General features: G+C 72.6%; 19 protein-coding genes. 4 read left to right on the top strand and 15 right to left on the bottom strand.

Annotation, left to right across the window (positions count from 1 at the left end; translation table 11 throughout):
* Positions 1-248: 248 nt before the first annotated feature.
* From menD to ABCQ75_RS05855, 3 genes are all read right to left on the bottom strand, one after another.
* Positions 249-1,946, bottom strand: coding sequence for a 2-succinyl-5-enolpyruvyl-6-hydroxy-3-cyclohexene-1-carboxylic-acid synthase (gene menD / locus ABCQ75_RS05865; RefSeq protein WP_345883842.1), 1,698 nt, complete (start codon positions 1,944-1,946; stop codon positions 249-251).
* A gap of 64 nt (positions 1,947-2,010) precedes the next feature.
* Entirely contained in the window at positions 2,011-4,092 is a 2,082-nt protein-coding gene (locus ABCQ75_RS05860; protein ID WP_345883839.1) for a PhoX family protein, read from the bottom strand.
* 124 nt (positions 4,093-4,216) lie between these two features.
* Complete coding sequence (locus ABCQ75_RS05855) at positions 4,217-5,272, bottom strand: o-succinylbenzoate synthase (protein WP_345884233.1); 1,056 nt, start codon at positions 5,270-5,272, stop codon at positions 4,217-4,219.
* Between the two features lie 180 nt (positions 5,273-5,452).
* Between ABCQ75_RS05855 and ABCQ75_RS05850 the strand changes: the two genes are divergently transcribed.
* Complete coding sequence (locus ABCQ75_RS05850; RefSeq protein WP_345883836.1) at positions 5,453-6,343, top strand: phosphatase PAP2 family protein; 891 nt, start codon at positions 5,453-5,455, stop codon at positions 6,341-6,343.
* A 143-nt stretch (positions 6,344-6,486) separates the two neighbouring features.
* On the opposite strand, the gene ABCQ75_RS05845 is transcribed toward ABCQ75_RS05850, so the two are convergent.
* The 5 genes from ABCQ75_RS05845 to pdhA form a co-directional block, all read right to left on the bottom strand.
* The gene (locus ABCQ75_RS05845; protein WP_345883835.1) at positions 6,487-7,455 is read right to left on the bottom strand and encodes a MinD/ParA family ATP-binding protein; all 969 of its coding nucleotides are present in this window, start codon (positions 7,453-7,455) and stop codon (positions 6,487-6,489) included.
* A 643-nt stretch (positions 7,456-8,098) separates the two neighbouring features.
* Complete coding sequence (locus ABCQ75_RS05840) at positions 8,099-8,929, bottom strand: MBL fold metallo-hydrolase (RefSeq protein ID WP_345883833.1); 831 nt, start codon at positions 8,927-8,929, stop codon at positions 8,099-8,101.
* Between the two features lie 180 nt (positions 8,930-9,109).
* Positions 9,110-10,717: a dihydrolipoamide acetyltransferase family protein gene (locus ABCQ75_RS05835; RefSeq protein ID WP_345883831.1), complete on the bottom strand. Its 1,608-nt coding sequence runs from the start codon at positions 10,715-10,717 to the stop codon at positions 9,110-9,112.
* Positions 10,717-11,826, bottom strand: coding sequence for an alpha-ketoacid dehydrogenase subunit beta (locus tag ABCQ75_RS05830; RefSeq protein ID WP_345883829.1), 1,110 nt, complete (start codon positions 11,824-11,826; stop codon positions 10,717-10,719). Before ABCQ75_RS05830 ends, ABCQ75_RS05835 begins: the two co-directional genes overlap by 1 nt.
* Before the next feature lies 1 nt (position 11,827).
* On the bottom strand, positions 11,828-13,015 hold the full coding sequence (pdhA, locus tag ABCQ75_RS05825) for a pyruvate dehydrogenase (acetyl-transferring) E1 component subunit alpha (RefSeq protein ID WP_345883827.1): 1,188 nt from the start codon (positions 13,013-13,015) through the stop codon (positions 11,828-11,830).
* Positions 13,016-13,198: 183 nt separating this feature from the next.
* Here pdhA and ABCQ75_RS05820 point away from each other — a divergent pair, with 183 nt between their 5' ends.
* A complete protein-coding gene (locus ABCQ75_RS05820; RefSeq protein ID WP_345883825.1) occupies positions 13,199-13,666 on the top strand; it encodes an Lrp/AsnC family transcriptional regulator in 468 nt (155 codons plus the stop codon).
* A gap of 14 nt (positions 13,667-13,680) precedes the next feature.
* On the opposite strand, the gene ABCQ75_RS05815 is transcribed toward ABCQ75_RS05820, so the two are convergent.
* The gene (locus ABCQ75_RS05815) at positions 13,681-14,559 is read right to left on the bottom strand and encodes a potassium channel family protein (RefSeq protein WP_345883823.1); all 879 of its coding nucleotides are present in this window, start codon (positions 14,557-14,559) and stop codon (positions 13,681-13,683) included.
* A gap of 142 nt (positions 14,560-14,701) precedes the next feature.
* Between ABCQ75_RS05815 and ABCQ75_RS05810 the strand changes: the two genes are divergently transcribed.
* Positions 14,702-15,508 carry a hypothetical protein gene (locus ABCQ75_RS05810; protein ID WP_345883822.1) on the top strand — a complete coding sequence of 269 codons (807 nt, stop codon included), beginning with the start codon at positions 14,702-14,704 and terminating at the stop codon, positions 15,506-15,508.
* Positions 15,509-15,616: 108 nt separating this feature from the next.
* Here the strand turns inward: ABCQ75_RS05810 and ABCQ75_RS05805 are convergent, their stop codons facing one another.
* The 6 genes from ABCQ75_RS05805 to paaA are packed head-to-tail and all read right to left on the bottom strand — an operon-like array spanning position 15,617 to position 20,390.
* On the bottom strand, positions 15,617-16,399 hold the full coding sequence (locus ABCQ75_RS05805; protein ID WP_345883820.1) for an enoyl-CoA hydratase/isomerase family protein: 783 nt from the start codon (positions 16,397-16,399) through the stop codon (positions 15,617-15,619).
* Positions 16,400-16,430: 31 nt separating this feature from the next.
* Entirely contained in the window at positions 16,431-17,669 is a 1,239-nt protein-coding gene (gene paaE / locus ABCQ75_RS05800; protein WP_427916059.1) for a 1,2-phenylacetyl-CoA epoxidase subunit PaaE, read from the bottom strand.
* Between the two features lie 12 nt (positions 17,670-17,681).
* Positions 17,682-18,185 (bottom strand): 1,2-phenylacetyl-CoA epoxidase subunit PaaD, encoded by a 504-nt coding sequence (gene paaD, locus ABCQ75_RS05795; RefSeq protein ID WP_345883818.1) that lies wholly within the window; start codon positions 18,183-18,185, stop codon positions 17,682-17,684.
* A gap of 13 nt (positions 18,186-18,198) precedes the next feature.
* The gene (paaC, locus tag ABCQ75_RS05790; RefSeq protein WP_345883817.1) at positions 18,199-19,077 is read right to left on the bottom strand and encodes a 1,2-phenylacetyl-CoA epoxidase subunit PaaC; all 879 of its coding nucleotides are present in this window, start codon (positions 19,075-19,077) and stop codon (positions 18,199-18,201) included.
* Complete coding sequence (paaB, locus tag ABCQ75_RS05785; protein ID WP_345883816.1) at positions 19,074-19,367, bottom strand: 1,2-phenylacetyl-CoA epoxidase subunit PaaB; 294 nt, start codon at positions 19,365-19,367, stop codon at positions 19,074-19,076. The genes paaC and paaB overlap by 4 nt, the downstream gene beginning before the upstream one ends.
* On the bottom strand, positions 19,368-20,390 hold the full coding sequence (gene paaA, locus ABCQ75_RS05780; protein WP_345883814.1) for a 1,2-phenylacetyl-CoA epoxidase subunit PaaA: 1,023 nt from the start codon (positions 20,388-20,390) through the stop codon (positions 19,368-19,370).
* 193 nt (positions 20,391-20,583) lie between these two features.
* Between paaA and ABCQ75_RS05775 the strand changes: the two genes are divergently transcribed.
* Complete coding sequence (locus ABCQ75_RS05775; RefSeq protein ID WP_345883812.1) at positions 20,584-21,822, top strand: S8 family peptidase; 1,239 nt, start codon at positions 20,584-20,586, stop codon at positions 21,820-21,822.
* The last annotated feature ends 53 nt before the right edge of the window (positions 21,823-21,875 follow it).

Here is a 21,875-nt window from a genome sequence, read left to right as displayed (position 1 = left end):
CTGCTCCCCGGGCTGGTGAGATGTGCATCACATGCAACTTATGTTTCACCATTGGACAACATGGGCGGCCGCAGATCAAGTCCACCCCGCCATGGGACGTCCGGAATCGCGGACACAGCGCGACGTCCGGCGCCGGAGCGCGCGGTCCGACGTCCCACGGTAGCGGGCGGGACCCCACAACGGACGGGACAGGACCCCACAGCGGACGGGACAGGACCCCACAGCGGACGGGACGGGACCCCGCAACGTCAGTGTCCGGAGTGGCGCACTGCGGCGGCGACCGCCTCGCGCACGCGAGCATGCAGGGCCCGCAGGCCGGAGCGGTCGATCCGCGCCTCGATGAGCTCTCGGCCCTCCGGCTGCGGCGCCGCGAGCGACTCGGCGGCTTCGGCCGGCGTGCGCACCACGCGGTGCCGCACGCCGTAGGCGGCGGCGAGCGCGCGGAGGTCGGCGCGGTGCGGCGTGCCGAAGAGGCGCTCGACGGCGGAGGCCGCGCCCGGGCGGGCGGCGGGGTCTCCCCCGACCTCACCGTGCTCGAGGAGCCCGAAGATGGCCCCCCCGGAGTCGTTGAGCACCACGATCCGCAGCCGTGGCTCCGCCTCGCCGAACCCGAGGAGCAGGCCGCCTGCATCGTGCAGGAGCGTGAGGTCGCCGAGGAAGAGCGTGGTCTGGACGCGGTGGCCGAGCCACACGCCGGTCGCGGTGGCCACCGTCCCGTCGATCCCGGAGAGGCCGCGGTTCGCGAAGACGCGGGCGCCGGGCCCGGGGTGCGGGGCTGCAGCGAGGTCCACGTCCCGGATGCCGTTGGAGGAACCGAGCACGAGCTGCCCGCGCGTGTGCGCCCACACGAGCTGCGCGAGGCGCGGCCCGGAGAGCGGGGCGCCGGGGGCGGTGAGGGCCCGGTCCACGGCCTCCTGCGCGGCGGCGCCTGCGAGGAGCCACGCATCGAGCCAGCCCTCGGCCCCGCGCCCGGCGAAGTCCGAGAGCCCGTCCAGGTCCGCCACGAGGCGCTCGCGCCGCTTGCCCTCGGTGAACCACGCGGCGGGTCGCGGGTGGTAGAGCGCTGTCTGGACGCCTTCGCGCGCGAGGAGCGCGGTCACAGGCCGGGAGAGCGTGGGCCGGCCGAAGAGCACCACGCGCTCGATCCGGTCTCCGGGGTGGCCGTCCAGCAGGAGCCGGTAGGGCCCCACCGCGTGCGAGCCGTAGCGGGCGTTGGACGACGGCTCGGCCAGCAGCGGGAGTCCGTGGGCGGCCGCGAAGGCCTCCGCGAGCGGCCCCGCGCCGTGACCGGCCAGGACCACCGTGCGCCGCGGCGGCAGTCCCCCGAGGGCCGCGACCACGGGGCGGTCGGACCACGGTCGCGTCTCGCGCGCGGGCGCCGCGCCCGTGGGCGGCTCCCAGCCGGGCTCAGGCACGAGCGGGTCGCGGAAGCACAGGTTGAGCTGCACGGGCCCGGCGGGCACGCCGTCGAGGAAGCCAGAGGCGGCATTGAGGGCGGTGCTGACTGCCGACGCCGGGGAGTCGCCTGCCGCGACAGAGGCGGCGAAGCGCACGTGGTCACCGAAGAGGTCGAGCTGCTCGGTGGTCTGGTTGGCACCCGTCCCGTGGAGCTCCTCGGGACGGTCGGCCGTGAGGACGACGAGGGGGACCTCGGCGTGGTTGGCCTCCATGACGGCGGGAAGGAGGTTGCCCGTGGCTGTGCCGCTCGTGGTGAGCACCGCCGTCGGGCGTCCCGAGGACAGGGCCGCGCCGAGGGCCGTGTAGGCGCCGTCCCGCTCGTCGATGCGGACCGCGAGTTCGAGGAGGCCCCGGCCCTCCGCCTCGGCGAGCGCGTACGCGAGCGGGGCGCTGCGCGAACCGGGGCTGACGGCGACGAAACGGACGCCGCCCGCGAGGAGTCCGGAGACTGCCTCACGGGCGGCGTCGAGGGAACTGAGGGAGCTCACTCCCCCATCCTAGGCGGGGCTGCTGGCCCGCCCGGGCGGGCGGCCAGCAGCCCCGCGTGCACTGCTACTTGGCGTGCGCCGTCGGGAGCACCTGGACCACGGACGGGCGCGGGCCGGCGAACTGGCCGCGGCCGGCCGGCGTGCCGGCGGGGACGTAGTCCGGGAAGTAGGAGTTCGGCGCCGCGAAGGTGCCGTCCTCGCCCGGGTGCTGGACCGAGACGAACACGTGGCGCTCCTCGTCGCGGACGATCGGGCCGCAGGTCTCGGCGTCGCGCGGGACGGACAGGAACTGCTCGACCTTGCCGCGCTCGGCGCCCTCGAGGGTGACCTTGAAGAGGCCGTCGTTGTAGCCGATGCCGCTCGGGGCGCCGTCGGTCGAGATCCACAGGTTGCCCTGGGAGTCGAACGCGACGTTGTCCGGGCAGGAGATCGGCGAGACCTGCTCCTTCGGGAAGCCCGAGAAGTAGACCGCGTCGCCCTGCTTGTAGTCACCGCAGAGCATGAGGAGGTTCCACGTGAACGTGGTGGCGGTCTGGTCGCCGCCGTCCTCGGTGATCTCCACGATGTGGCCGTCGCGGTTGAGCGAGCGCGGGTTGACCTCGTCGGGGCCGGCGTAGCCGGTCTTGCCGCGGTTGGAGTTGTTGGTGCAGGCCACGTAGACCTTGCCCGTGATGGGGTTCGGCTCAACGTCCTCGCAGCGGTCCATCTTCGTGGCGCCCGCGATGTCCGCCGCGAGGCGCGTGTAGACGAGGACCTGCTCGGTGCTCATGCCGGCGATGGCGGACTTGCCGTCCACGACGAGCGGGAGCCACTGGCCCACGCCGTCGAACGCCCCGTCCGAGGGGACCTTGCCCGTACCGTCGATCTCGGCAGCGGAGTCGCCCTCGAACTTGGCGACGTAGAGGCTGCCCGCGGAGAGGAGCGTCTTGTTGTGCTCGCGGTCCGCGGTGGTGCCGCCGTCGCGGTAGGTGTCACGCGAGACGAACTTGTACAGGTAGTCGAAGCGCTCGTCGTCGCCCGTGTAGGCCACGACCTTGCCGTTGGCGGCTACGTGGACGTTGGCGCCCTCGTGCTTGAGGCGGCCGAGCATCGTGTGCTTCTTGGGCGTGGACGTCGGGTCGAGCGGGTCGATCTCGACGACGTAGCCGAAGCGGTTGGCCTCGTTCGAGTAGCCGGGGTTGCGGGTGTCGAAGCGCGGGTCGTCGAGCTCCCAGCCCTGGCGGGTGGCCTTGTCCGAGAGGCCGTAGCGCTTGTCCTCGGCCGAGGTGCCCGCCGAGCGGAAGAAGCCGTTGAAGTTCTCCTCGCCGGAGAGGATGGTGCCCCACGGGGTGGTGCCGCCGGAGCAGTTGCCGAGCGTGCCGAGGACGCGGCGGCCCGAGGGGTCCGCGACAGTCTTCAGGAGCGCCGAGCCCGCAGCGGGGCCGGTGAGCTCGTACGGGGTGTCAAGCAGGTAGCGGCGGTTGCGCGGGGCGCCCTTGACGTAGCTCCAGGCGTCCGTCTTCGTCGCGCGCTCGAGCTCGACCACGGTGAGGCCGTGGGCAGCACGGGCGATCGCACGGATGCGGGCAGGATCGGCCGCCATCTCCTCGGCGGAGAACATGAGCTCGTTGTTCGTGTACTCGTGGTTCGCGAACATGACCGCGCGGCGGCCCTTGCTGCCCTCGAGCTCGATGATGGACGAGTAGTCGTTGTTGTAGCCGAACTGGCGGGCCTGCGCCTCGGGCGTCTGCTTGGCGGCGTCGAACTCGGGGGCGTCGTTGAAGAGCGGGTCGCCCCAGCGGATGATCGGCTTCCACGTGTAGCCGGCGGGGACGTTGAGCTCGTCCACGAGGTAGTCCACCGGAGCGATGGGCGTGAAGTCGAGCTTCGAGGGCGCCATGGTCTTGACGGCCTGGGAGAGGGTGCCCGCCTCGGCCTTCTGGCCGCCCGTGAGCGCGATCGTCAGGGCGCCGGCCAGGCCGAGGCCCAGAGCGGAGCGGCGCGAGATCGCACCTTCGGCGATGTCGCGGAAGTAGTTGTTCTTCGAGGTGTTGCAGACCTCGCCCGCGCAGGCGTTGTCGCACTTGAGCGCGCACGTGACAGCGCTGCGCTTGCCGCGCACGTGGCCGAGCATGGGGAGAAGGGTGCGCTGGTTCTCAGCGGGCATGGGGTTCCTCCAGGGAGTTAGGCACGAACGGGCCTACACCACCAGCCGCAGGAGAACTCGCCGGTGCCGTGAGGTTAACCGGAGGAAAACTAGCTTTTCTGCAAGACGAATATGTGCTAATCCCTCAGTGGCATGCGTCACGCTGCCCTGTCTCGGCGGCGGCCAGGACGGCGTGGCACCGCCGCAGCCGCTCGAGCCACCACTCCCTCCGCTCCTCGGGCGCGGCCCACCGCTGGACGAGCTCCGGGTCCGCCATGGCGCGCTGCGCGAGCCTCTCCGCGGAGAGGGCGCCGCGCACCGGCACGAGGGGCTCCGCCACGACGTCGTGCGCGAGGAGCGCGCCCGTGCCGAGGCCGCACGCGTACGGAAGGGACGGGAGAGCCGCGGCGAGGGCGACGCCGGCGGCAAGCCCCACCGAGGTGTCCAAGGCCGAGCTCACGACGGCGGGCAGCCCGGCCTTGCGGACGATCCCCAGCGCGCGCCGCACTCCCCCGAGCGGCGCTGCCTTGACGACGATGAGGTCGGCGGCACGGGCCCGCGCGACCCGCAGCGGGTCCTCCGCCTTGCGCACGGCCTCGTCTGCCGCGATCCGCACGGGGGTGCCGCGGGCCGCGAGGAGGGCCCGCACCTCCGCGAGCCCGTTGATCCCGGGCACGGGCTGCTCCGCGTACTCGAGGCCGTACGGCTCGAGCTGGCCGAGCGCCTCGACCGCCTCGGGGACGGACCACCCCGCGTTCGCGTCCACCCGCAGCGCCGCCTCGGGGAGCACCTCGCGGACGGCGGCGACCCGGCCGATGTCGTCCGCGAGGGACTGCCCCGCCTCGGCCACCTTGACCTTGACCGCGCTCACCGGCCCGAAGGCGGCCAGCACGTCGCGGACGCGGTCCGGGGCGACCGCGGGAACGGTCGCGTTCACCGGCACGCTCGTGCGCACCGGGGTGGGGAAGCCCTCCCAGGCCGCCTCGAGGGCGCTCGCGAGCCACCGCGACGCCTCGCCGTCGTCGTACTCGGGGAACGGCGCGAACTCGCCCCAGCCCGCCGGCCCGCGCACCAGGAGCGCCTCGCGCTCGGTGACCCCGCGGAAGCGCACCGTGAGCGGGAGGCGCACGACGGCGGCACCCGCCTCGATCGCGGACAGCGGAGGGAGGGCGGGGACAGGGTGGGCAGGGACGGGCCCCATGTGCGGGTGCTGATCCGGGGAAGGCTGGGGAGGGGTCGGGGCCATGGGCCCACTGTAGGCGCGGCGGGCGGCGCGCGCTCGGGCCCAGGCTCCGGAACGGAGGCCGTCCAGCCGGGCAGCGCGTCCAACCGGTGGCTGGCTCCAAGCGGGCGCACAGCGGAGTGTGGGACGCTGGATGCCATGCCCACGCAGACACGGGACGAGGCCGGGGCGGGGCCGTTCCTCGTCGCATCCCTCACAGCCTTCACCGGGCTCCTGGGGACGTACCTGTTCTTCGTGCGCACCACCACGGGGCAGTTCATCGACGAATCCGCGCTCGTCGAGGCCGTGGCCCTCTACGGGGCGGCCGGCAAGGCAGCCCTCCGCTTCCTGGACCTCCTTCCAGCGCTCTCGGCCGCCGCCGCGACGATCGCCCTGGGCTATGCCGCCCTCGCGAGGGGCCGCTGGGCCGCAGCCCTCATCGCCCTGCTCGCAGCAGCCGGCGCCAACGCGACCACCCAGATCCTCAAAGCGGAGGTGCTCACCCGGCCGTTCCGGGGCATCGAGACGCTCACCGAGAACTCGCTCCCCTCAGGCCACACGACCCTCGCCGCCTCCGCTGCCGCCGCGGTCTTCCTCGTCGCCTCGCCGCGCTGGCGGCCGTTCCTGGCGTTCGTGGGAGGGACGTTCGCGGTCGTCTCGGGAGGCTCCACCCTCGTGAACCAGTGGCACCGGCCGGCGGACGTGGTCGCGGCGTTCCTCGTGGTCGCGGCCTTCACCGCCCCGGCCGGCTGGGCGGTCCTCCGCACGGGCAGCGCGTGGAACGCCTGGGAGGGATACGGGGGCCACTGGGCGTCCTCGCGGTGGTGGCTCGCGCTGCCGGTCCTCGCGGGGCTCGCGGCCGCGGCGGCAGCGGCGGTGGCGCTCATCCGGATCGCCGGGCCGGAGGTCAGCACCACGCACTACTTCTGGGCTGGGTGCTCGCTCATCGTGATCACGGGCTACCTCCTCGCCGTGGCCGGGGCATGGCTCTTCGGCCGCTCCGCCCGGAGCCCGCATGAGACTCCCCACGTCTCAATGACGCCTGCGTGACGCCTGCGCCGCCGTGGCCTTGCAACGCGCGACGCGCGGCCGCTACGGTATTAAAACCAGTCGGTGGATGAAACCGCGCCTGCGGTGGCCCTGACGACTCCTCGAGAGGGGATCGCGGGGAACCGACCGGCTGGGGCGCCGCGTCACGGCTGCGAATGGGGGGCAGCCGTGACGCCCTGTGCCCGCCCGCTCTCGCGGTACCCGGACACGATCGCAGCCGCGATCTCCCGGTAGGCCCTGCTGGTCGCGGGGCGCAGGGACTCGAGGGACACGAGGTCGCCGTCCGCCATCGAGCGGTCATGCGGGACCGTCACCAGCGCACGGCACATGCCCGCGAGCGTCTCCTCGATGGCATCCCGGTCAACCCTTTCCGTGACGCCGTCCTTGTCCGTCACCACCACGGTGGCGCTCTCTGCGAGGTGCGCATACCCGTGGCCGGAGAGCCATGCGAGAGTGTCCCTGGCCCGTTTCGCCCCCGTGACCGCGTAGCCGGCCACCACCACGATGCTGTCCGCGTCCTGGAGGATCCCCTGCATGGCCGGGTGGCTCACCCCGGTCCCGCAGTCCGTGAGCGTGATGCCGAAGTAGCGGGACACGAGCTCGTGGACCCTGCGGTACTCCTCCGCAGTCAGGGATTCGGAGAGTTCCGGGTCCTGCTCGCCCGCCAGGAGGTGGAGGCCGCCGGCCTCGTGCAGGTAGCGCGCGAGCTCCGAGCGGGAGCCGATCCGGTCCACATCCCGCAGCAGGGCGGTGATCGAGTGGACGCGCTCGGACTCGTAGGCGCCCTCCCCGAGCGCCCGCTCCACGAGGTCCCCCGCATCCGGGTTGGCATCGATCGCGCACGGCGGGTCGGAGCGGAGGGCGGCGAGCGCAAGGCCCACCCCCACGGTCGTCGAAGTCTTCCCGATCCCGCCCTTGAGCGAGAGGAACGCGGTGTTCCAGCTGCCCTCGAGCGGCTGGCGGATCTGCTCCTCGAGCTCCCGCTCGCGCAGCTCGTCCTCGCTGGGGCCGAGGTTCACGGCCCCGCCCGTGAGCCGGTACACGAGGCCGCGCCAGCCCTTCGGCGCCGGCGCCGGCGCCGCGCGCACGAACCCGCTCGGCTGGCTGGCCACGGGCCGCGGTTCGGGAACAGCCGGCGCCCCGGGCGCCGGAATCGCCTCGGGTACAGCGGCCGACATCTCGGGTACAGCGTCGCGAGTTTCGGGTACGGCGTCGCGAGTTTCGGGTACGGCGTCGCGAGTTTCGGGTACAGCGTCGCGAGTTTCGGGTACAGCGTCGCGAGTTTCGGGTACAGCGTTGCGTGTTTCGGGTACGACGGCGTGCCCCACCCCCGCCTCGGAATCCACCGGCGTCACGGGCAGTGCGCTCGTCTCAACCTCAGGGCTCGACGCAGACGCAGGGATCGGCCATGCCGAGGGCTCCCTCTCCCGCCGCAGCGCAGGCACAGGCTCCGGTGCAGAGAAAGCGGGAGGCGCCATCCCGGCGTCGTCCGCGCTGCTGCCTGCCACGGCGCCACTGGCCTCCGTACGGTCCGCACCCACACGGCGGCGCTCCGCGCCGCTGGCCGCCGCCTCCTCCACGGAGGCGGGCCGGTCGAGCGCAGCCAGCCGCGCAGCCTCCTCGGCCTCGCGCAGGCGGCGCGCCTCGCGCCGCGTCATCGGAACCGGCTGCCCTTGCTCATCCGCCATGCTCGCCCTTCCGTTCCAGCTCCCCGACCACTCCCGGCGGGCTGTGCCTCGCCTGCCGTGACGCCTCCTACCGGAGGGCGCTCCCCTTGAGCCGCTGGATGAACAGCCTCGACTGCTCAGGGCCGTACGGCAGGATCGGGATCGCCTTGGTCGCATCGTCCGGGGTCTCCCGCGTGGCCTGCCGTGCGGAGCGCACCGCAGTCGCCATGGTATCCGCCATGGTCCGCACGGTGGCGTCACTGCACAGGCCCCCGTGTCCGGGCACGAGGTGCTCGTAGCGGTGGCGCAGCGCCGAGATGTGCCGCAGCACGTCGGCCCATTCCTCCGGGTAGGAGTCCTCGAACGCCGGCGGCGCCCCCTCCTCGACCAGGTCACCGGAGAAGAGGGTCGAGGACGTGCCCACGAGCAGGTCCCCGTCCGTGTGCCCGCGGCCCAGGTAGAAGAGGGTGACGGAGACGCCGCCGAGGTCCACGAGCACGGGCTGGTCCCGCACGATCGCAGTCGGGACGACGATCTCGGTGTTCTCCCCCTCGCCGGCGGCCATCTCCGGCTCGGTGTCCGCGACCGCCTCGCGCTCGCCCCCGGCGGCGGTGCCCGCATCGCGCACCTGGGCGATCGTGGCCGCCGCATTCTCGTGCGCGTAGAACTCTGTGACCCCGGCGGCGGCGAAGGCCGCGTTGCCGAAATAGTGGTCGTAGTGGGCGTGGGTGTTGACGACGACGAGCGGCAGCTCCGTCTTCTCGCGCACCGCGGCGAGGACCTCTGCGGCCTGGCGCGGGCCTTCGCCCGTGTCGACGACGAGCGCGCGCTCGGTTCCCACCACGAGACCGATGTTCAGCCGCAGCGGCTCCGTGGCCAGCACCGAGGTCCCCCCGCCGAGTTCCCGCCAATTAGCCATGCGCTGCCGTCCTTCCGCGGGCCCGCCCTCGGGCCCTTCTCGAGTTTCCGGTTGCCCCGATTCTGCCACGCCTTGCCGCCGCGGGGCCTGAGCCGGAGGGCGGACGCGCGGACAGCGGGGCCCCCGGCCGCGTGGCGGCAGGAGCCCCGCCCCGGCGCGTTCCGCCGCCGATGGGTCGGGTCAGAGGTCCGCGAGGACGCTCCCCGGCTGCTCCACCGCGTCCGCGACGTAGCGCAGGAACCCGCCGGCGGTGCCGCCGTCGCACACCCGGTGGTCGAACGTGAGCGTGAGCTGCACGACCTTGCGGACGGCGAGCTCGCCGTCCACCGCCCACGGGCGGTCCACGATGCGCCCGACGCCGAGGATCGCCGCCTCAGGGTGGTTGATGATCGCCGCGCTGCCGTCCACGCCGAACACCCCGTAGTTGTTGAGCGTGAACGTGCCGCCCGTGAGGTCCGCCGGCGAGGCCTTGCCCTCGCGGGCGAGGCCGGTGAGGCGGCGCAGCTGCGCGTCGATCTCCCGTGCGCTGAGCGCCTGCGCGCCGCGGATGACGGGGACCACGAGCCCGCGGTCGGTCTGGGCGGCGAAGCCGAGGTTCACGCCGTCGAACGCCACGATCTCCTGGCCGTCGCCCTCACCCGCGCCGCGCGCGCCCGTCTCGTCGATGCGCGTGGCCAGTTCGGGGTACTTGGCGAGGCCGGCGAGGACGAACCGGGCGATGAACGCGAGCAGGCTGGGCGTGTGCGGGTCGCGGCGCTTGAGCTCTGCACGCATCTCGACGAGGGCGGTCGCGTCCGCGTCCACCCAGACCGTGGCCTCGGGGATCTCGGACCGCGAGCGCACCATGGCCTGGGCGATCGCCTTGCGCACGCCCTTGACCGCGGTGCGGGACACGATCGGGAGCCCGGTACGCGCGTCCCTCTCGCCCGCCGAAATGGGGGCCTGAGCCGCCGAAGTGGGGGCCTGAGCCGCCGAGATGGGGGCCTGAGCCGCCGAGATGGGGGGCTGGGCCGCCGAAATGGGGGGCTGAGCCGCCGAAATGGGGGAGCCCGTACCCGAAACCGAGGCCGCGGACTCGACGTCGCGGCGCAGGATCAGCCCGTCAGGCCCGGTGCCGGCAACGGCCGCGAGCGCAACGCCCAGCTCCCGCGCCCTCCGCCGCACGATCGGGGAGACGACGCGCACGGCCTGGCCCGTCGTCGTCGTGCGTGCGGGCTCCTCTGCGGACGGCGAGGCGGAGAGGGAAGGAGCGGACAGCGCGGACGGCGCGGACGACGCCGCTGCCCCCTTGCGCCTGCGGGTGCGGCCGCCTGCCGCGTGCCCGGGCGTGCCGTACCCGATGAGGACGTTGCCCGAGCCGGAGCCCTGCTCGGCAGGGCTGGCTGCAGTCCCAGAGGCGGGCGCGGCGGATCCGGCGCGCTCCTCGGTCCGGTACGCGTCGCCGGCCGAGTCCCCCTTCTCGGCGGCCAGGGCCCCCATCTCGCCGGCCGAGTCCCCCTCCTCGGCGGTCAGGGCCCCCATTTCGGCGGGCTGGGCGACGGTGATGAGCGGTGCGCCGACGTCGAGGGTCTCCCCCGGCTCGCCGTGCAGCACGGCGACCGTGCCGCCGAACGGCGAGGGCACCTCGACGACGGCCTTGGCCGTCTCGACCTCGGCGATGGGCTGGTCCACGGCGATCTCCTCGCCGACCGCTACCAGCCAGCGCACGAGCTCTGCCTCGGTCAGGCCCTCGCCGAGGTCCGGGAGCCGGAAGACGCGGCCTGTCTGGGTGTGAGTGCTCACGGTCATCAGTCCTCCCACTGCAGGTCGTCGAGGGCGTCGAGGATGCGGTCCACGCTGGGCAGGTGCCAGTGCTCGAGCTTGGGCGGCGGGAACGGGATGTCGAACCCGGTCACCCGGCGCACCGGCGCGGCCAGCGAGTGGAAGCAGCGCTCCTGCACCCGAGCGACGATCTCCGAGGCCACGGACGCGAAGCCCGCTGCCTCGGCCACCACCACGGCGCGGCCCGTCTTCCGGACCGACGCGGCGACGGTCTCGTCGTCGAACGGCACGATCGAGCGCACGTCCACGACCTCGACCGAGCGCCCCTCCGCGGCGGCGGCCTCGGCGGCCGCGAGGGCGGTGGGCACCGAGGGCCCGTAGGCGATGAGGGTCGCGTCGGTGCCGGGGCGGGCGACGACGGCGGCGCCGTCCACCGTGAGCCGCCGCCCGCCGTCGTGCGCACCCCGCGCGCCCGCAGGGGTGGCAGCCGGGCCGGCGAACTCGGCGCGGAGCGCGGCCAGGTCCACGAGGTCCTTGGACCAGTAGAGCTTCTTGGGCTCGAGGAACACGACCGGGTCGTCGCTCGCGATGGCCTCGCGGAGCATGCGGTAGGCGTCCGCGACCGTGGCGGGCGTGAGGACCTTGAGGCCCGGGGTGTGGGCGTAGTAGGCCTCGGAGGAGTCGCAGTGGTGCTCCACCCCGCCGATCCCGCCCGCGTACGGGACGCGGATGACCATGGGCAGGCGCACCGCGCCGCGCGTGCGGTTGTGCATCTTCGCGACGTGGCTCAGGATCTGCTCGAAGGCGGGATACGCGAACGCGTCGAACTGCATCTCGACGACGGGGCGCATGCCGTTCATGGCCATGCCCACTGCCATGCCCACGATCCCGGACTCCGCGAGCGGGGTGTCGAAGCAGCGGTCCTCGCCGAGCTCCTTCTGGAGCCCGTCGGTGATGCGGAAGACCCCGCCGAGCGTTCCGACGTCCTCGCCGAAGACGACCACGGAGGCGTCCGCCTTCATCGCGTCCGCCATGGCGGTGGTGAGGGCCTTCGCGAACGTCAGGGGCTGGGGCCCTTCGCCTGCGGCGGCGCGGCGGGCCGCGCGTTCGGTGGCGGCCTCGGCGACAGTGCTCATGTCAGTGCCCCTTTCCGGAGGTCTCGTCGCCCTGCTCGCGGGCCTGCTCGTCGGCCAGCTGCGCCGCCTGCTCGCGCAGCTGGGGGGTCGGCTCGGTGTAGACGAACCGGAAGAGGTCGGCCGGGTCCACGGCCGCGTCCTCGCCCAGGCCGTCGCGCAGCTGCCGCGCGACCTCCTCGGCGTCGGCCGCGAAGGAGGCCTCGGCGTCGTCCGTCAGCACGCCCTCGGCGCGCAGGTAGGCGCGCATGCGGTTCAGCGGGTCCTTCGCCGCCCAGGCCTGGACCTCGGCGTCCTCGCGGTAGCGCGTCGCGTCGTCGGCGTTGGTGTGCGCCTGCATGCGGTAGGTGTACGCCTCGACGAGGAGGGGGCCCGAGCCCGAGCGGGCCAGGCGCACGGCGCGGTCGAGGACGGCGAGGAGGGCGACGGCGTCGTTCCCGTCCACGCGCTCGCCGGCCATGCCGTAGCCGATCGCCTTGTGGGCGAGCGACGGCGCCACGGACTGGTGCGCGAGCGGCACCGAGATCGCGTACTGGTTGTTCTGGACGAAGAACACGACCGGGAGCTTGAAGACCGCGGCGAAGTTGAGCGCCTCGTGGAAGTCGCCCTCGCTCGTGGCGCCGTCGCCGCACATGGCCAGCACCACGGTGTCCTCACCGCGCAATGCGGCCGCACGGGCGACGCCGACGGCGTGGAGGAGCTGGGTGGTGAGTGGCGTGCACTGGATGCCCACCTTGTGCTCGATCGGGCTGTAGCCGCCGTGCCAGTCGCCGCGGAACAGGGTCATCGTCTCGACCGGGTCGACGCCGCGGGTCATGACGGCGACCGAGTCGCGGTAGGTGGGGAACATCCAGTCGCCCTCGCACAGGCACAGGGCGGCCGCCACCTGGCAGGCCTCCTGGCCGTGGCTCGAGGGGTAGACGGCCATGCGCCCCTGGCGCACGAGCGCGGAGTTCTGGTCGTTGACCCGGCGTCCGATCACGAGGCGGCGGTAGGCCTCCAGGAGCTCGTCCGCGGACGGGATGGGGTATTCGTGCCCGGGGGCGGACCCGCGCTGCTCGGGCGGCAGCAGGGTTCCGTCGGCATCGAGGATCTGGATCTGGGCCACCGGTCCGTGGACGGGGAGCATGTAGTCCTCGAGGCTGATCCCGAAGCTGCGGATGGCCTCCTGGGCCTCTGCGGGGATGGTCATGTCTCCTCCTCGTGCAGCGCTGAACGGGTTGGGCGGCCGGTTCACGGCCGCACATGTTGCCTCCAGTATCCCCTCATCGGAGGCATTCGTATCCCCGATCCGCCCAAACCGTGGAAGACTGGTGGCGAGACTCTTCGATCCGTAGACGGATTGCTCATATGACCGGCATCACAGGAGGTCCCCGTGGACGATCTGCACGCCCTGCCGGGCGAGCCGCGGCCGCTCGACGACGTCGACCGCGCGATCCTGGCCCAACTCACCGAGGATGCACGCCGCTCCGTCACGACCATCGCGGAGAACGTCCACATCTCCCGGGCGCACGCGTACAACCGGATCGCGAAGCTCCAGGCGGACGGCGTGATCACCAAGTACACGGCGCTGCTCGACCCCCTCCGCGCCGGCCTGCGCTCGAGCGCCTACGTGACCCTCAAGGTGCGCCAGCACTCATGGCGCGAGCTGCGCGAGAGGCTCCGCGCCATCCCGGAGGTGCACCACATCGCCCTCGTGGGCGGGGACTTCGACGTCATCATCCTCGTGCGCGCCGTGGACAACACGGACCTGCGCCGCGTGGTGTTCGACCAGCTCCAGTCCATGCCCGGCGTCCTGGACACCCAGACCTTCCTCGTCTTCGAGGACCTGGACACGCGCTGACCCCAGCCGCCGCCTCAGCCGTCCCCGTGCTCGTGGTCCGCGGTGAACGAGGCGAGGAGTCCGTCCGCGTCCGTGCCCTCGAGGCGGAAGGCGTGCCCGATGAACACGAGCAGGTCGTCCACCGCGGTCCGCAGGCCCGCAGCGCTCGGGGCGAGCCCGTTCTCCTGGGTGGCGTCGGCGGCCTCGGCCGCCGCCGCGATCTCCAGCGCGTACGGCAGGGACATCGGGAGGGACATGTCCGGGTCTTCCTCCCTGAAGTAATAGGTCTCAAGGTTCTGGGCCAGGTCCACCCGGATCTGGACGACGTTGCGGGCCAGGTCGTCGAGCATGCGGCAGGCGGCCGCGGGGAGGACCTCGTGGACCCGCTGCGCGTAGTCGGACCGGCGCAGGATGGCGAGGTGCAGGGCCAGCTCGCGGCGGCGGGACAGTGCCGGGTAGAGCTCGAGCACCCACGACACCGCCGCGGTGAGGAGCGCGAATCCCGCCACAGCCTGGACGGGGGCCACCGCCCGGATGAACCGGTCCTCCGGCACCACGTCCCCGAAGCCGAGCGTGGACAGGGTGACGAGGGAGAGGTAGACCGCCTCCCCGAAGTCCGAGTAGGCCGACTCGTCGAGGCCCGGGGCGTAGACCAGCCCCTCGGGGACGTGCGGGAGGTACACGAGGGCCCAGCCGAAGGCCTGCAGCAGGAACCACACGACCACGACCGTGACGACGACGAAGGGCCCCGCGAGCCGCTGGCCGGGGCGGGTCTTCTTGGCGAGCGCCCACACACCCGAGGCGAGGTACCGGCCGAGCCTCCCGCGCCCCATGGGATGCAGCAGTGTGTGGAACATGTCGTTGAACCCGAGGAGGATCAGGACGGCGCCTGCCGCCGCGAACAGCCATTCCACCGGCCTCTCCTCCCCCCGCGGGCTCCACGCCCGCCCTGCCCGGGCGGTCCGCGCCGCCTGCCACCTCCGAGCCTAGCCCGCGTGACCTCCCGGGCGGGGCATGGGAAGGTAGGGAGGACTCGACCTTCGCCCGAGGAGAACCATGAGCAGCGACGCCGGCCCCGGGGGCCTTCCCGAACGGGCGTCGCCTGCACGTCGACTGCACCGGTGGCCGGTCTGGATGTGGGCGCTGGGCGGGGTGTACCTCGTGGTCGGCATCGCACTCGTCGTGGCAGTTGCGGGCCTTCTGACCCCATCGGGGCCGGCGCGGATGGCCTCCCCCGAGCCGAGCCCGGCGTCGTCGTCCTCCCCCGCACCAGGCCCCACCCTCGACGCCTACGGGCTCGGCGACCCGCTCACGCTCGCCGCCACACCCTCCTGGCACGCCGAGCCGAGCGCGCGGTACCGGCTCACCGCGGCGCCGGACGAGCTGCGGTTCGTCTCCGACGCCGGCTGCAGGCTCTCCTTCCGCGTGGGCCCGCTCGCGCCGGAGCGCACGACGGCGAGCCCCGCCGCCCCGGCCGGCTCGCCATCGTCCCCACTCGCCTCACCCGGCTCCAGCCCGTCCCCGTCAGATGACCGGGCCTCGGCCGAGCAGTCCGCGACCGCGCGCGCGCTCGAGGCCGAGATCGGGCGCGTGCGCGGCTCCGCTGCGGAGGCGAGCGTGACGCACGAGGGCTTCACGGTCGTGACGACGCTCGGTGCCTACGACGGACCGCTCGTTGACCTGGCCGGCGCGGACCTCCGCGTGAGCGCCGACGACGGCTCTGACAGCTACGTCCGCCTCGGCGTGCGCGCAGTGCCGGCGTCCCAGGCCGCGGTGGCGATCGTCGTCGAGTGCCCCTCCGCCGAGGAGGCGGCCACGGCGATGAACCACGCGAGCGTGCGCGCCTACCTCGCGGCGGGCTGAGCGGGACGGGACCCCACAACAAGCGGGACGGGACCCCACAACGGTTGCGGGGTCCCGTCCCCACCGTTGCGGGGTCCCGTCCCCACTGTTGCGGGGTCCCTGGCGCGCTCAGCGGCCGGCGAAGACCGGCCTGCGCTTCTCCTGGAAGGCCTTGAAGCCCTCGGCGTAGTCCTGGGAGGCGCACAGGGCGGCCTGTGCCTTGTTCTCGGCCTCCATGGACTCCCACAGGCCGAGGCGGCGGTCGCGGATCTGCGCCACGAGCTCCTTGGACGCGACGAACGCGCCGGTGGCGCCCTCCGCCACGCGGGCCACGATCTCCCGCGTCCTCGGCAGGAGCTCCTCGGCACCGAAGGCGCGCGAGAACATGCCCGAGCGGACAGCGTCCGCGCCGCTCATGAGCTCGGCCGTGTAGACGAGGTCGAGCGCGCGGTGCATGCCGAGCCGCTCGGTGAAGTACCAGTGCCCCCCGGAGTCGAGGGTCGCACCGAGGTTGGCGAACGGCGAACCGATCTTTGCGCTGTCCGCCACATAGACAACGTCCGTCGCGAGGAGCAGCCCGAGCCCCACGCCGAGCGTGGCGCCCTGGGCGGCGGCGAACGTCGGCGCAGGGAACGCGGCCATCTTCTCGAGCAGCGGCTGGACGAGCCCGCCGAGGTACCCGAGCACGTCGTCGTCCGCCGGGGTGACACCGGAGATGTCGCGGCCCGCGCAGAAGGCCCGGCCCTCGCCGCGCAGGAGCAGCGCCCGCACCTCGCCGCGGGAGGCGGCGTCAGCGGCGTCGTCGTACGCCTTCGAGAGCTCCGCGAGCGCGGCCTCGTCGAGCGAGTTGAGCTTGGCGGGGGCGTCCAGCACGACCTCGGCGACGCCGTCCGCAATGGTCAGGGTGATCATGGGGGTTCTCCTCGGATCAGGGGCCGCTGGATCAGGCGTCGAAGTCCACGGACACGCACTCGGAGGTCGGGCGGGACTGGCACGTGAGGACGTACCCGCGCTCCACCTCGTCCGCCTCGAGGGCGTAGTTCTCGGCCATCTCGACCGTGCCGGAGACGACCTTCGCGCGGCACGTGCCGCACACGCCGCCGGCGCACGCGAACGGGACGTCCGGGCGCACACGCAGGGCCGCGTTGAGGACCGTCTCGTTGGCCGAGACCGGGGACTTCACGGTGCCCGAGAGCCCGTCAAGGCGGAACTCGATCTCGAAGTTCGCCCCGGAGGCGTCCTCGGCCACGGGCCGGCCGATGTTGCCCTCGAGGCTCGTGGGCGTGCCCGTCGTGAAGAGCTCGTAGCGGACCTTCTCGGCCTCGACCCCGCGCGCGGCGAGCGTGTCGCGCACGAGCTGGACGAGCTCGAACGGCCCGCACAGGAACCACTCGTCGACGTCATCGGCGTGGATCACCGTGCTGAGCAGCGTGGTGAGCTTCTCGGAGTCGACGCGCCCTGAGAGCAGCGGCGAGATGCGCTGCTCCCGCGAGAGCACGTGGTGCAGCGCGAACCGGGAAGGGTACTTGTCCTTGAGGTCCGCGAGCTCCTCGACGAACATGACGTCCATCGCTGCCCTGTTGGCGTAGACGAGGTCGAAGCGGACGTTCTCGTCCGCCGCGAGCACGGTCTTGGCGATCGCGAGGATGGGCGTGATCCCGGAGCCCGCCGCGACGGCGACGAAGGTGTGCTCGGCGTCGGTGTCGATGCTCGAGGGGTCGTTGAGGTCCGTCATGCGGTGCTTCGAGATGAACGCGCCGGCCGGGCTCATGACGTCGAGCGTGTCGCCTGCCGCGAGGCTCTCGTTGGCCCACGTGGAGAACAGGCCGCCGAGGTCCCGCTTGATCGCGACCCGGATCTCGCTGCTGCCGTCCTCGAAGCGCTGCGGTGCGGCGCAGATCGAGTAGGAGCGGCGCACCTCGCGCACCTCGCCGCCCTGGCTGGGGTCGGCGAGCTCCTTGCGCAGGGCCACGTACTGGCCGGGGATGTAGTCGTACTCGTCGGCGAGCTCGGCTGGGACGGCGAAGGTCACCTCGATCGCGTCATTGGTCAGGCGGCGCACCTCGCCCACGGTGAGAGGGTGGAAGGACGCACGACGGCGGGGGGCCGCCTCGGCGCCCGGGGCTGCGGCCGCCCCGGCCTGGGAGGGGTCGGCGGTGTCGGCAGCCGTCGTTTCGCTGATCTGGTCAGTCATCTAGAGCACCTTGAAGTAGTCGAAGGGTTCGTGGCAGTCCTGGCACACGTAGAGGGCCTTGCAGGAGGTGGACCCGAAGCGGGACATCTCGCGCGTGTTGAGCGAGTGGCACTGGGGGCACTTGACCGTGAGCCCGACCTTGACAGGACCGCCGGCGCGCGCTGCACCGTGACGGGCCGCGCCCGTCGGCGGGGCGATGCCGTACTCCTCGAGCTTGGCCTTGCCTTCCGCCGTCATCCAGTCCGTGGTCCAGGCGGGCGAGAGGACGAGGTCCACCTGGACCTTCTCGTGCCCTGCCCTCGCGAACACGGCGGTGAGGTCGTCCCGGATGGCGTCCATCGCGGGGCAGCCCGAGTAGGTCGGGGTGATCGTGAGGTGGACGGTGCCGTCCTCGTCGATCCGGCCGTCCCGGAGGATCCCGAGGTCCGCGATGCTGAGCACCGGGATCTCGGGGTCCGTGACGGTCGCTGCGAGGGCGAGGACGTCCGCGTCGGTCGTGATCACGGGTTCTCCTTGGCTACCAGGTGGCACCGGGGTGCTTGCGGGCCAGGACCTGCATCTCGGCGAGGATGTAGCCGAGGTGCTCGGTGTGCTCGCCGTGGCGGCCGCCGCCCGAGGCCCGCGGGACGTCGGGGACGGTCAGGGTGGCCTCCTCGAGCACCGAGGCGATCTGGCGCTCGAACTCGGCGCGCAGGCTCGAGGGGCGCACTGCGGCGTCGCCGAGCGCGTCGATGAGCGCGTCGTCGTCGAACATCTCGTCGACATAGGGCCAGACGAGCGTCAGCGCCGCCTGCATGCGTGCGTGCGACTCCTCGGTGCCGTCGCCGAGGCGGAGGGTCCACTGCACGGCGTGGTCGCGATGGTAGTCCACCTCCTTGATGGCCTTCTGGGCGATCGCCGCGAGGGTCGGGTCGCTCGAGGCGGTCAGGCCGCTGTAGAGGAGGTACTGGTAGACCGAGACGACGAGCTGGCGCGCGATCGTGGTGCCGAAGTCGCCGTTGGGCTGCTCGACGATCCAGAGCGAGCGGAACTCGTCCTCGTCGCGCCAATAGGCCAGGTCGTCCTCGGTCTTGCCCCACGCATGCCCGGCGTACGCCAGGAACGAGCGGGCATGTCCGAGCACGTCGAGGGCGATGTTGCCGAGGGCGATGTCCTCCTCGAGCTCGGGCGCGCGGGAGATCCAGTGGCTCAGCCGCTGCGCGAGGATGAGGGCATCGTCGCCCAGCCGCACGGCGTACTGCGCGACTTCCTCGGCCGGCACCTCCTTGGCGAGCGCGATGTCCTCGGGGCGCAGGGCGTTCCCGGGGGTGACCCGCGTGGCCGAGGCCGCGGCGTCGCCGAAGCTGTCGAGTGAGTGGTCGCCGTGCGGGGCTGCGGTGTGGGTCTCGTGGCTCACAGGTGCTTCACGCCCTCGCTCTTGGTGTAGTACGTCGCGTGGCGGTAGTCCTTGCCCTGCGGCGACTCGAAGTAGGCGCCCTTGGAGTCCGGGTCGGAGGAGGCGATGGCCTCGGACGGGACGACCCAGATGGACACGCCCTCGTTGCGGCGGGTGTAGAGGTCACGCGCATTGCGCAGCGCCATCGCCGCGTCCGGAGCGTGGAGGGAACCGGCGTGCACGTGGGAGAGGCCGCGGCTGGACCGCACGAAGACCTCCCACAGAGGCCAGATGTTGGTCTGCTCGCTCACTTATGCTGCTCCGATCTCGTTCTGCGCCGCCTTCGCGGCCTGCTTCTGGGCGTACGCCCGCGCTGCCTCGCGCACCCACGTGCCGTCTTCGTGCGCCTCGCGGCGCCGTGCCATCCGCTGGGCGTTGCACGGGCCGCGGCCCGCGATCACGTCCTTGAACTCCTGCCAGTCGAGCTCCATGTGGATCCACTGGCCGCTCTCCTCGTCGTAGCGGAGCTCGGGATCCGGGAGGGTGAGGCCCAGAACCTTGACCTGCTCGACGATCATGCCGACGAAGCGCTGGCGCAGCTCGTCATTGGAGAAGCGCTTGATGTTCCAGGCCATGGACTGCTTCGAGTTGGGCGAGTCGTCGTCCGGCGGACCGAACATCATGAGCGCGGGCGCGTAGAAGCGGTTGACGGCGTCCTGCGCCATCTGCTTCTGCTCGGGCGTGCCGTTGGAGAGCTCGAGGAGGATCTCGAACCCCTGCCGCTGGTGGAACGACTCCTCCTTGCAGATGCGGACCATCGCCCGGCCGTAGGGGCCGTAGCTGGCCCGGCAGAGCGGGACCTGGTTGGCGATCGCGGCCCCGTCCACGAGCCAGCCGATCGCGCCCATGTCCGCCCACGTGCGGGCGGGGTAGTTGAAGATCGAGGAGTACTTCGCCTTCCCGTCGAGCAGCTGCTGGTTGAGCACGTCGCGCGGGGTCCCGAGGGTCTCGGCGGCGGAGTAGAGGTAGAGGCCGTGTCCCGCCTCGTCCTGGACCTTCGCCATGAGGATCGCCTTGCGCTTGAGACTCGGGGCGCGCGTGATCCAGTTGGCCTCTGGCTGCATGCCGATGATCTCGGAATGGGCGTGCTGGGAGATCTGGCGGACCAGGGTCTTGCGGTATGCGGCGGGCATCCAGTCGCGCGGCTCGATCCGCGAGTCCTCGGCGATGATGCGCTCGAAATATGCCTGACCCGCCGCATCAGCAGCGGACAGGGCCTCGTCGTCCTGCCCGGGCTGGGGCTGGGGCACGGGCTGCAGGGTCGCAGCTGCCATGGCTCCTCCTCGAAATAATTACCGACCGTTCGTTCAGAATATGGGAGCGCGCGGACACGGTCAAGCGCAGCGGGGTGCACTCTCGGCTGCATGTGGCAGGATCGAGGCCTGCACGCAGCGCAGGCACGATCAGCACCGAATGACAGGAATCCCACCGAAGCACCCCCACCGGCACGAGCGAATGAGGCCAGCCATGGAAGACACTGTCAGCACCCCGTCCCGACTCGTCGTCCTCCGCGCACCCGGTGCCGTGCCGGATGCCACCAGAGGCCGGCACGCCCGCCCCGCCGAGGGCCGCGATGCCGGTCCCGGTGCAGGCCGGGAGGGCGCCCGCAACGCCGCCTCGGCTGTGGTCGAGGTCCAGGACGAGCCGACCCGGGCACAGCTGCGCGAGCTGCGGGAGGACCCGGGCGTCCTGGGATTCGCTGCCGCGATGCCGCTCAGGCTCATCGAGCCGCTGGCCGCCGAAGAGGCGGGGCCGCGGGCCACCACCTGGGGCGTCGACGCCGTCGGGGCTCCCGCCTCCCCCTTCACCGGGGACGGCGTGACCGTCGCGGTGCTGGACACGGGCATCGATGCCGGCCACCCTGCCTTTGCGGGCGTGGACCTCGTGCTGCGTGACTTCACGGGCTCCGGGAGCACCCAGGACGAGAACGGCCACGGCACCCACTGCGCGGGGACCGTGTTCGGCCGGGACCTGGACGGCGAGCGGATCGGGGTGGCCCCCGGCATCGGCCGCGCGCTCATCGGCAAGGTGCTGGGAGGACCCGCGGGCGGCGGGAGCGATGCACTCGCGAGCGCCGTCCTGTGGGCGGCCGAGGGCGGGGCGAACGTCATCTCGATGTCCCTCGGGATCGACTTCCCGGGCTGGGTCGCCGAGCTCGTGGAACAGCGGGGGCTCCCGGTCCAGGCGGCGACCTCGATCGCCCTCGAGGACTACCGGGCGAACATCCGCCTCTTCGAGCAGCTCGCGAACCTGCTCGAAGCGCGCGCGCCGTTCGCGCAGACGGCCCTCATCGTCGCGGCGGCGGGCAATGAGAGCGAGCGCGACGGCGATCCCGCCTACGAGATCAACGTCTCTCCCCCTGCTGCGGCGCACGGCGTGGTCTCAGTCGCCGCGCTCGGAGAGGGGCCCTCCGGCTTCACGGTGGCCCCGTTCTCGAACACGCTCGCGACCGTCGCCGGCCCCGGCGTCGGCGTCAGGAGCGCGTGGCCTGGGGGTGGGACCCGCACCATCAGCGGTACGTCGATGGCCACGCCCCACGTGGCGGGGGTGGCAGCCCTGTGGGCACAGAGGCTCCTCGCGCATGGCCCGCTCGCCCCCGTGGAACTCCGCTCGCGGCTCGTCGCGTCCGGAACGCATGCGCCCCTTGCCTCAGGCAGCGATCCCCTCGATGTCGGGGCAGGCCTCGTCCAGGCGCCCCGCGAGTAGAACCGCGGGTCTGAACCGGGAAAGGCCAGAGGCGCGGCCCGGGCATCGACAGC

The sequence above is a fragment of the Sinomonas halotolerans genome (assembly GCF_039615075.1).
Lineage (GTDB): Bacteria > Actinomycetota > Actinomycetes > Actinomycetales > Micrococcaceae > Sinomonas > Sinomonas halotolerans.
This window is presented reverse-complemented; position numbering and strand designations above follow the sequence as displayed.

Coding starts and splice junctions, on each gene's coding strand:
- ABCQ75_RS05855 (WP_345884233.1), bottom strand. CDS start 5,272: ATGGGGCCCGTCCCTGCCCACCCTGTCCCCGCCCTCCCTCCGCTGTCC.
- ABCQ75_RS05835 (WP_345883831.1), bottom strand. CDS start 10,717: ATGACCGTGAGCACTCACACCCAGACAGGCCGCGTCTTCCGGCTCCCG.
- ABCQ75_RS05850 (WP_345883836.1), top strand. CDS start 5,453: ATGCCCACGCAGACACGGGACGAGGCCGGGGCGGGGCCGTTCCTCGTC.
- ABCQ75_RS05805 (WP_345883820.1), bottom strand. CDS start 16,399: ATGATCACCCTGACCATTGCGGACGGCGTCGCCGAGGTCGTGCTGGAC.
- ABCQ75_RS05830 (WP_345883829.1), bottom strand. CDS start 11,826: ATGAGCACTGTCGCCGAGGCCGCCACCGAACGCGCGGCCCGCCGCGCC.
- ABCQ75_RS05775 (WP_345883812.1), top strand. CDS start 20,584: ATGGAAGACACTGTCAGCACCCCGTCCCGACTCGTCGTCCTCCGCGCA.
- ABCQ75_RS05840 (WP_345883833.1), bottom strand. CDS start 8,929: ATGGCTAATTGGCGGGAACTCGGCGGGGGGACCTCGGTGCTGGCCACG.
- ABCQ75_RS05860 (WP_345883839.1), bottom strand. CDS start 4,092: ATGCCCGCTGAGAACCAGCGCACCCTTCTCCCCATGCTCGGCCACGTG.
- ABCQ75_RS05810 (WP_345883822.1), top strand. CDS start 14,702: ATGAGCAGCGACGCCGGCCCCGGGGGCCTTCCCGAACGGGCGTCGCCT.
- pdhA (WP_345883827.1), bottom strand. CDS start 13,015: ATGACCATCCCCGCAGAGGCCCAGGAGGCCATCCGCAGCTTCGGGATC.
- paaA (WP_345883814.1), bottom strand. CDS start 20,390: ATGGCAGCTGCGACCCTGCAGCCCGTGCCCCAGCCCCAGCCCGGGCAG.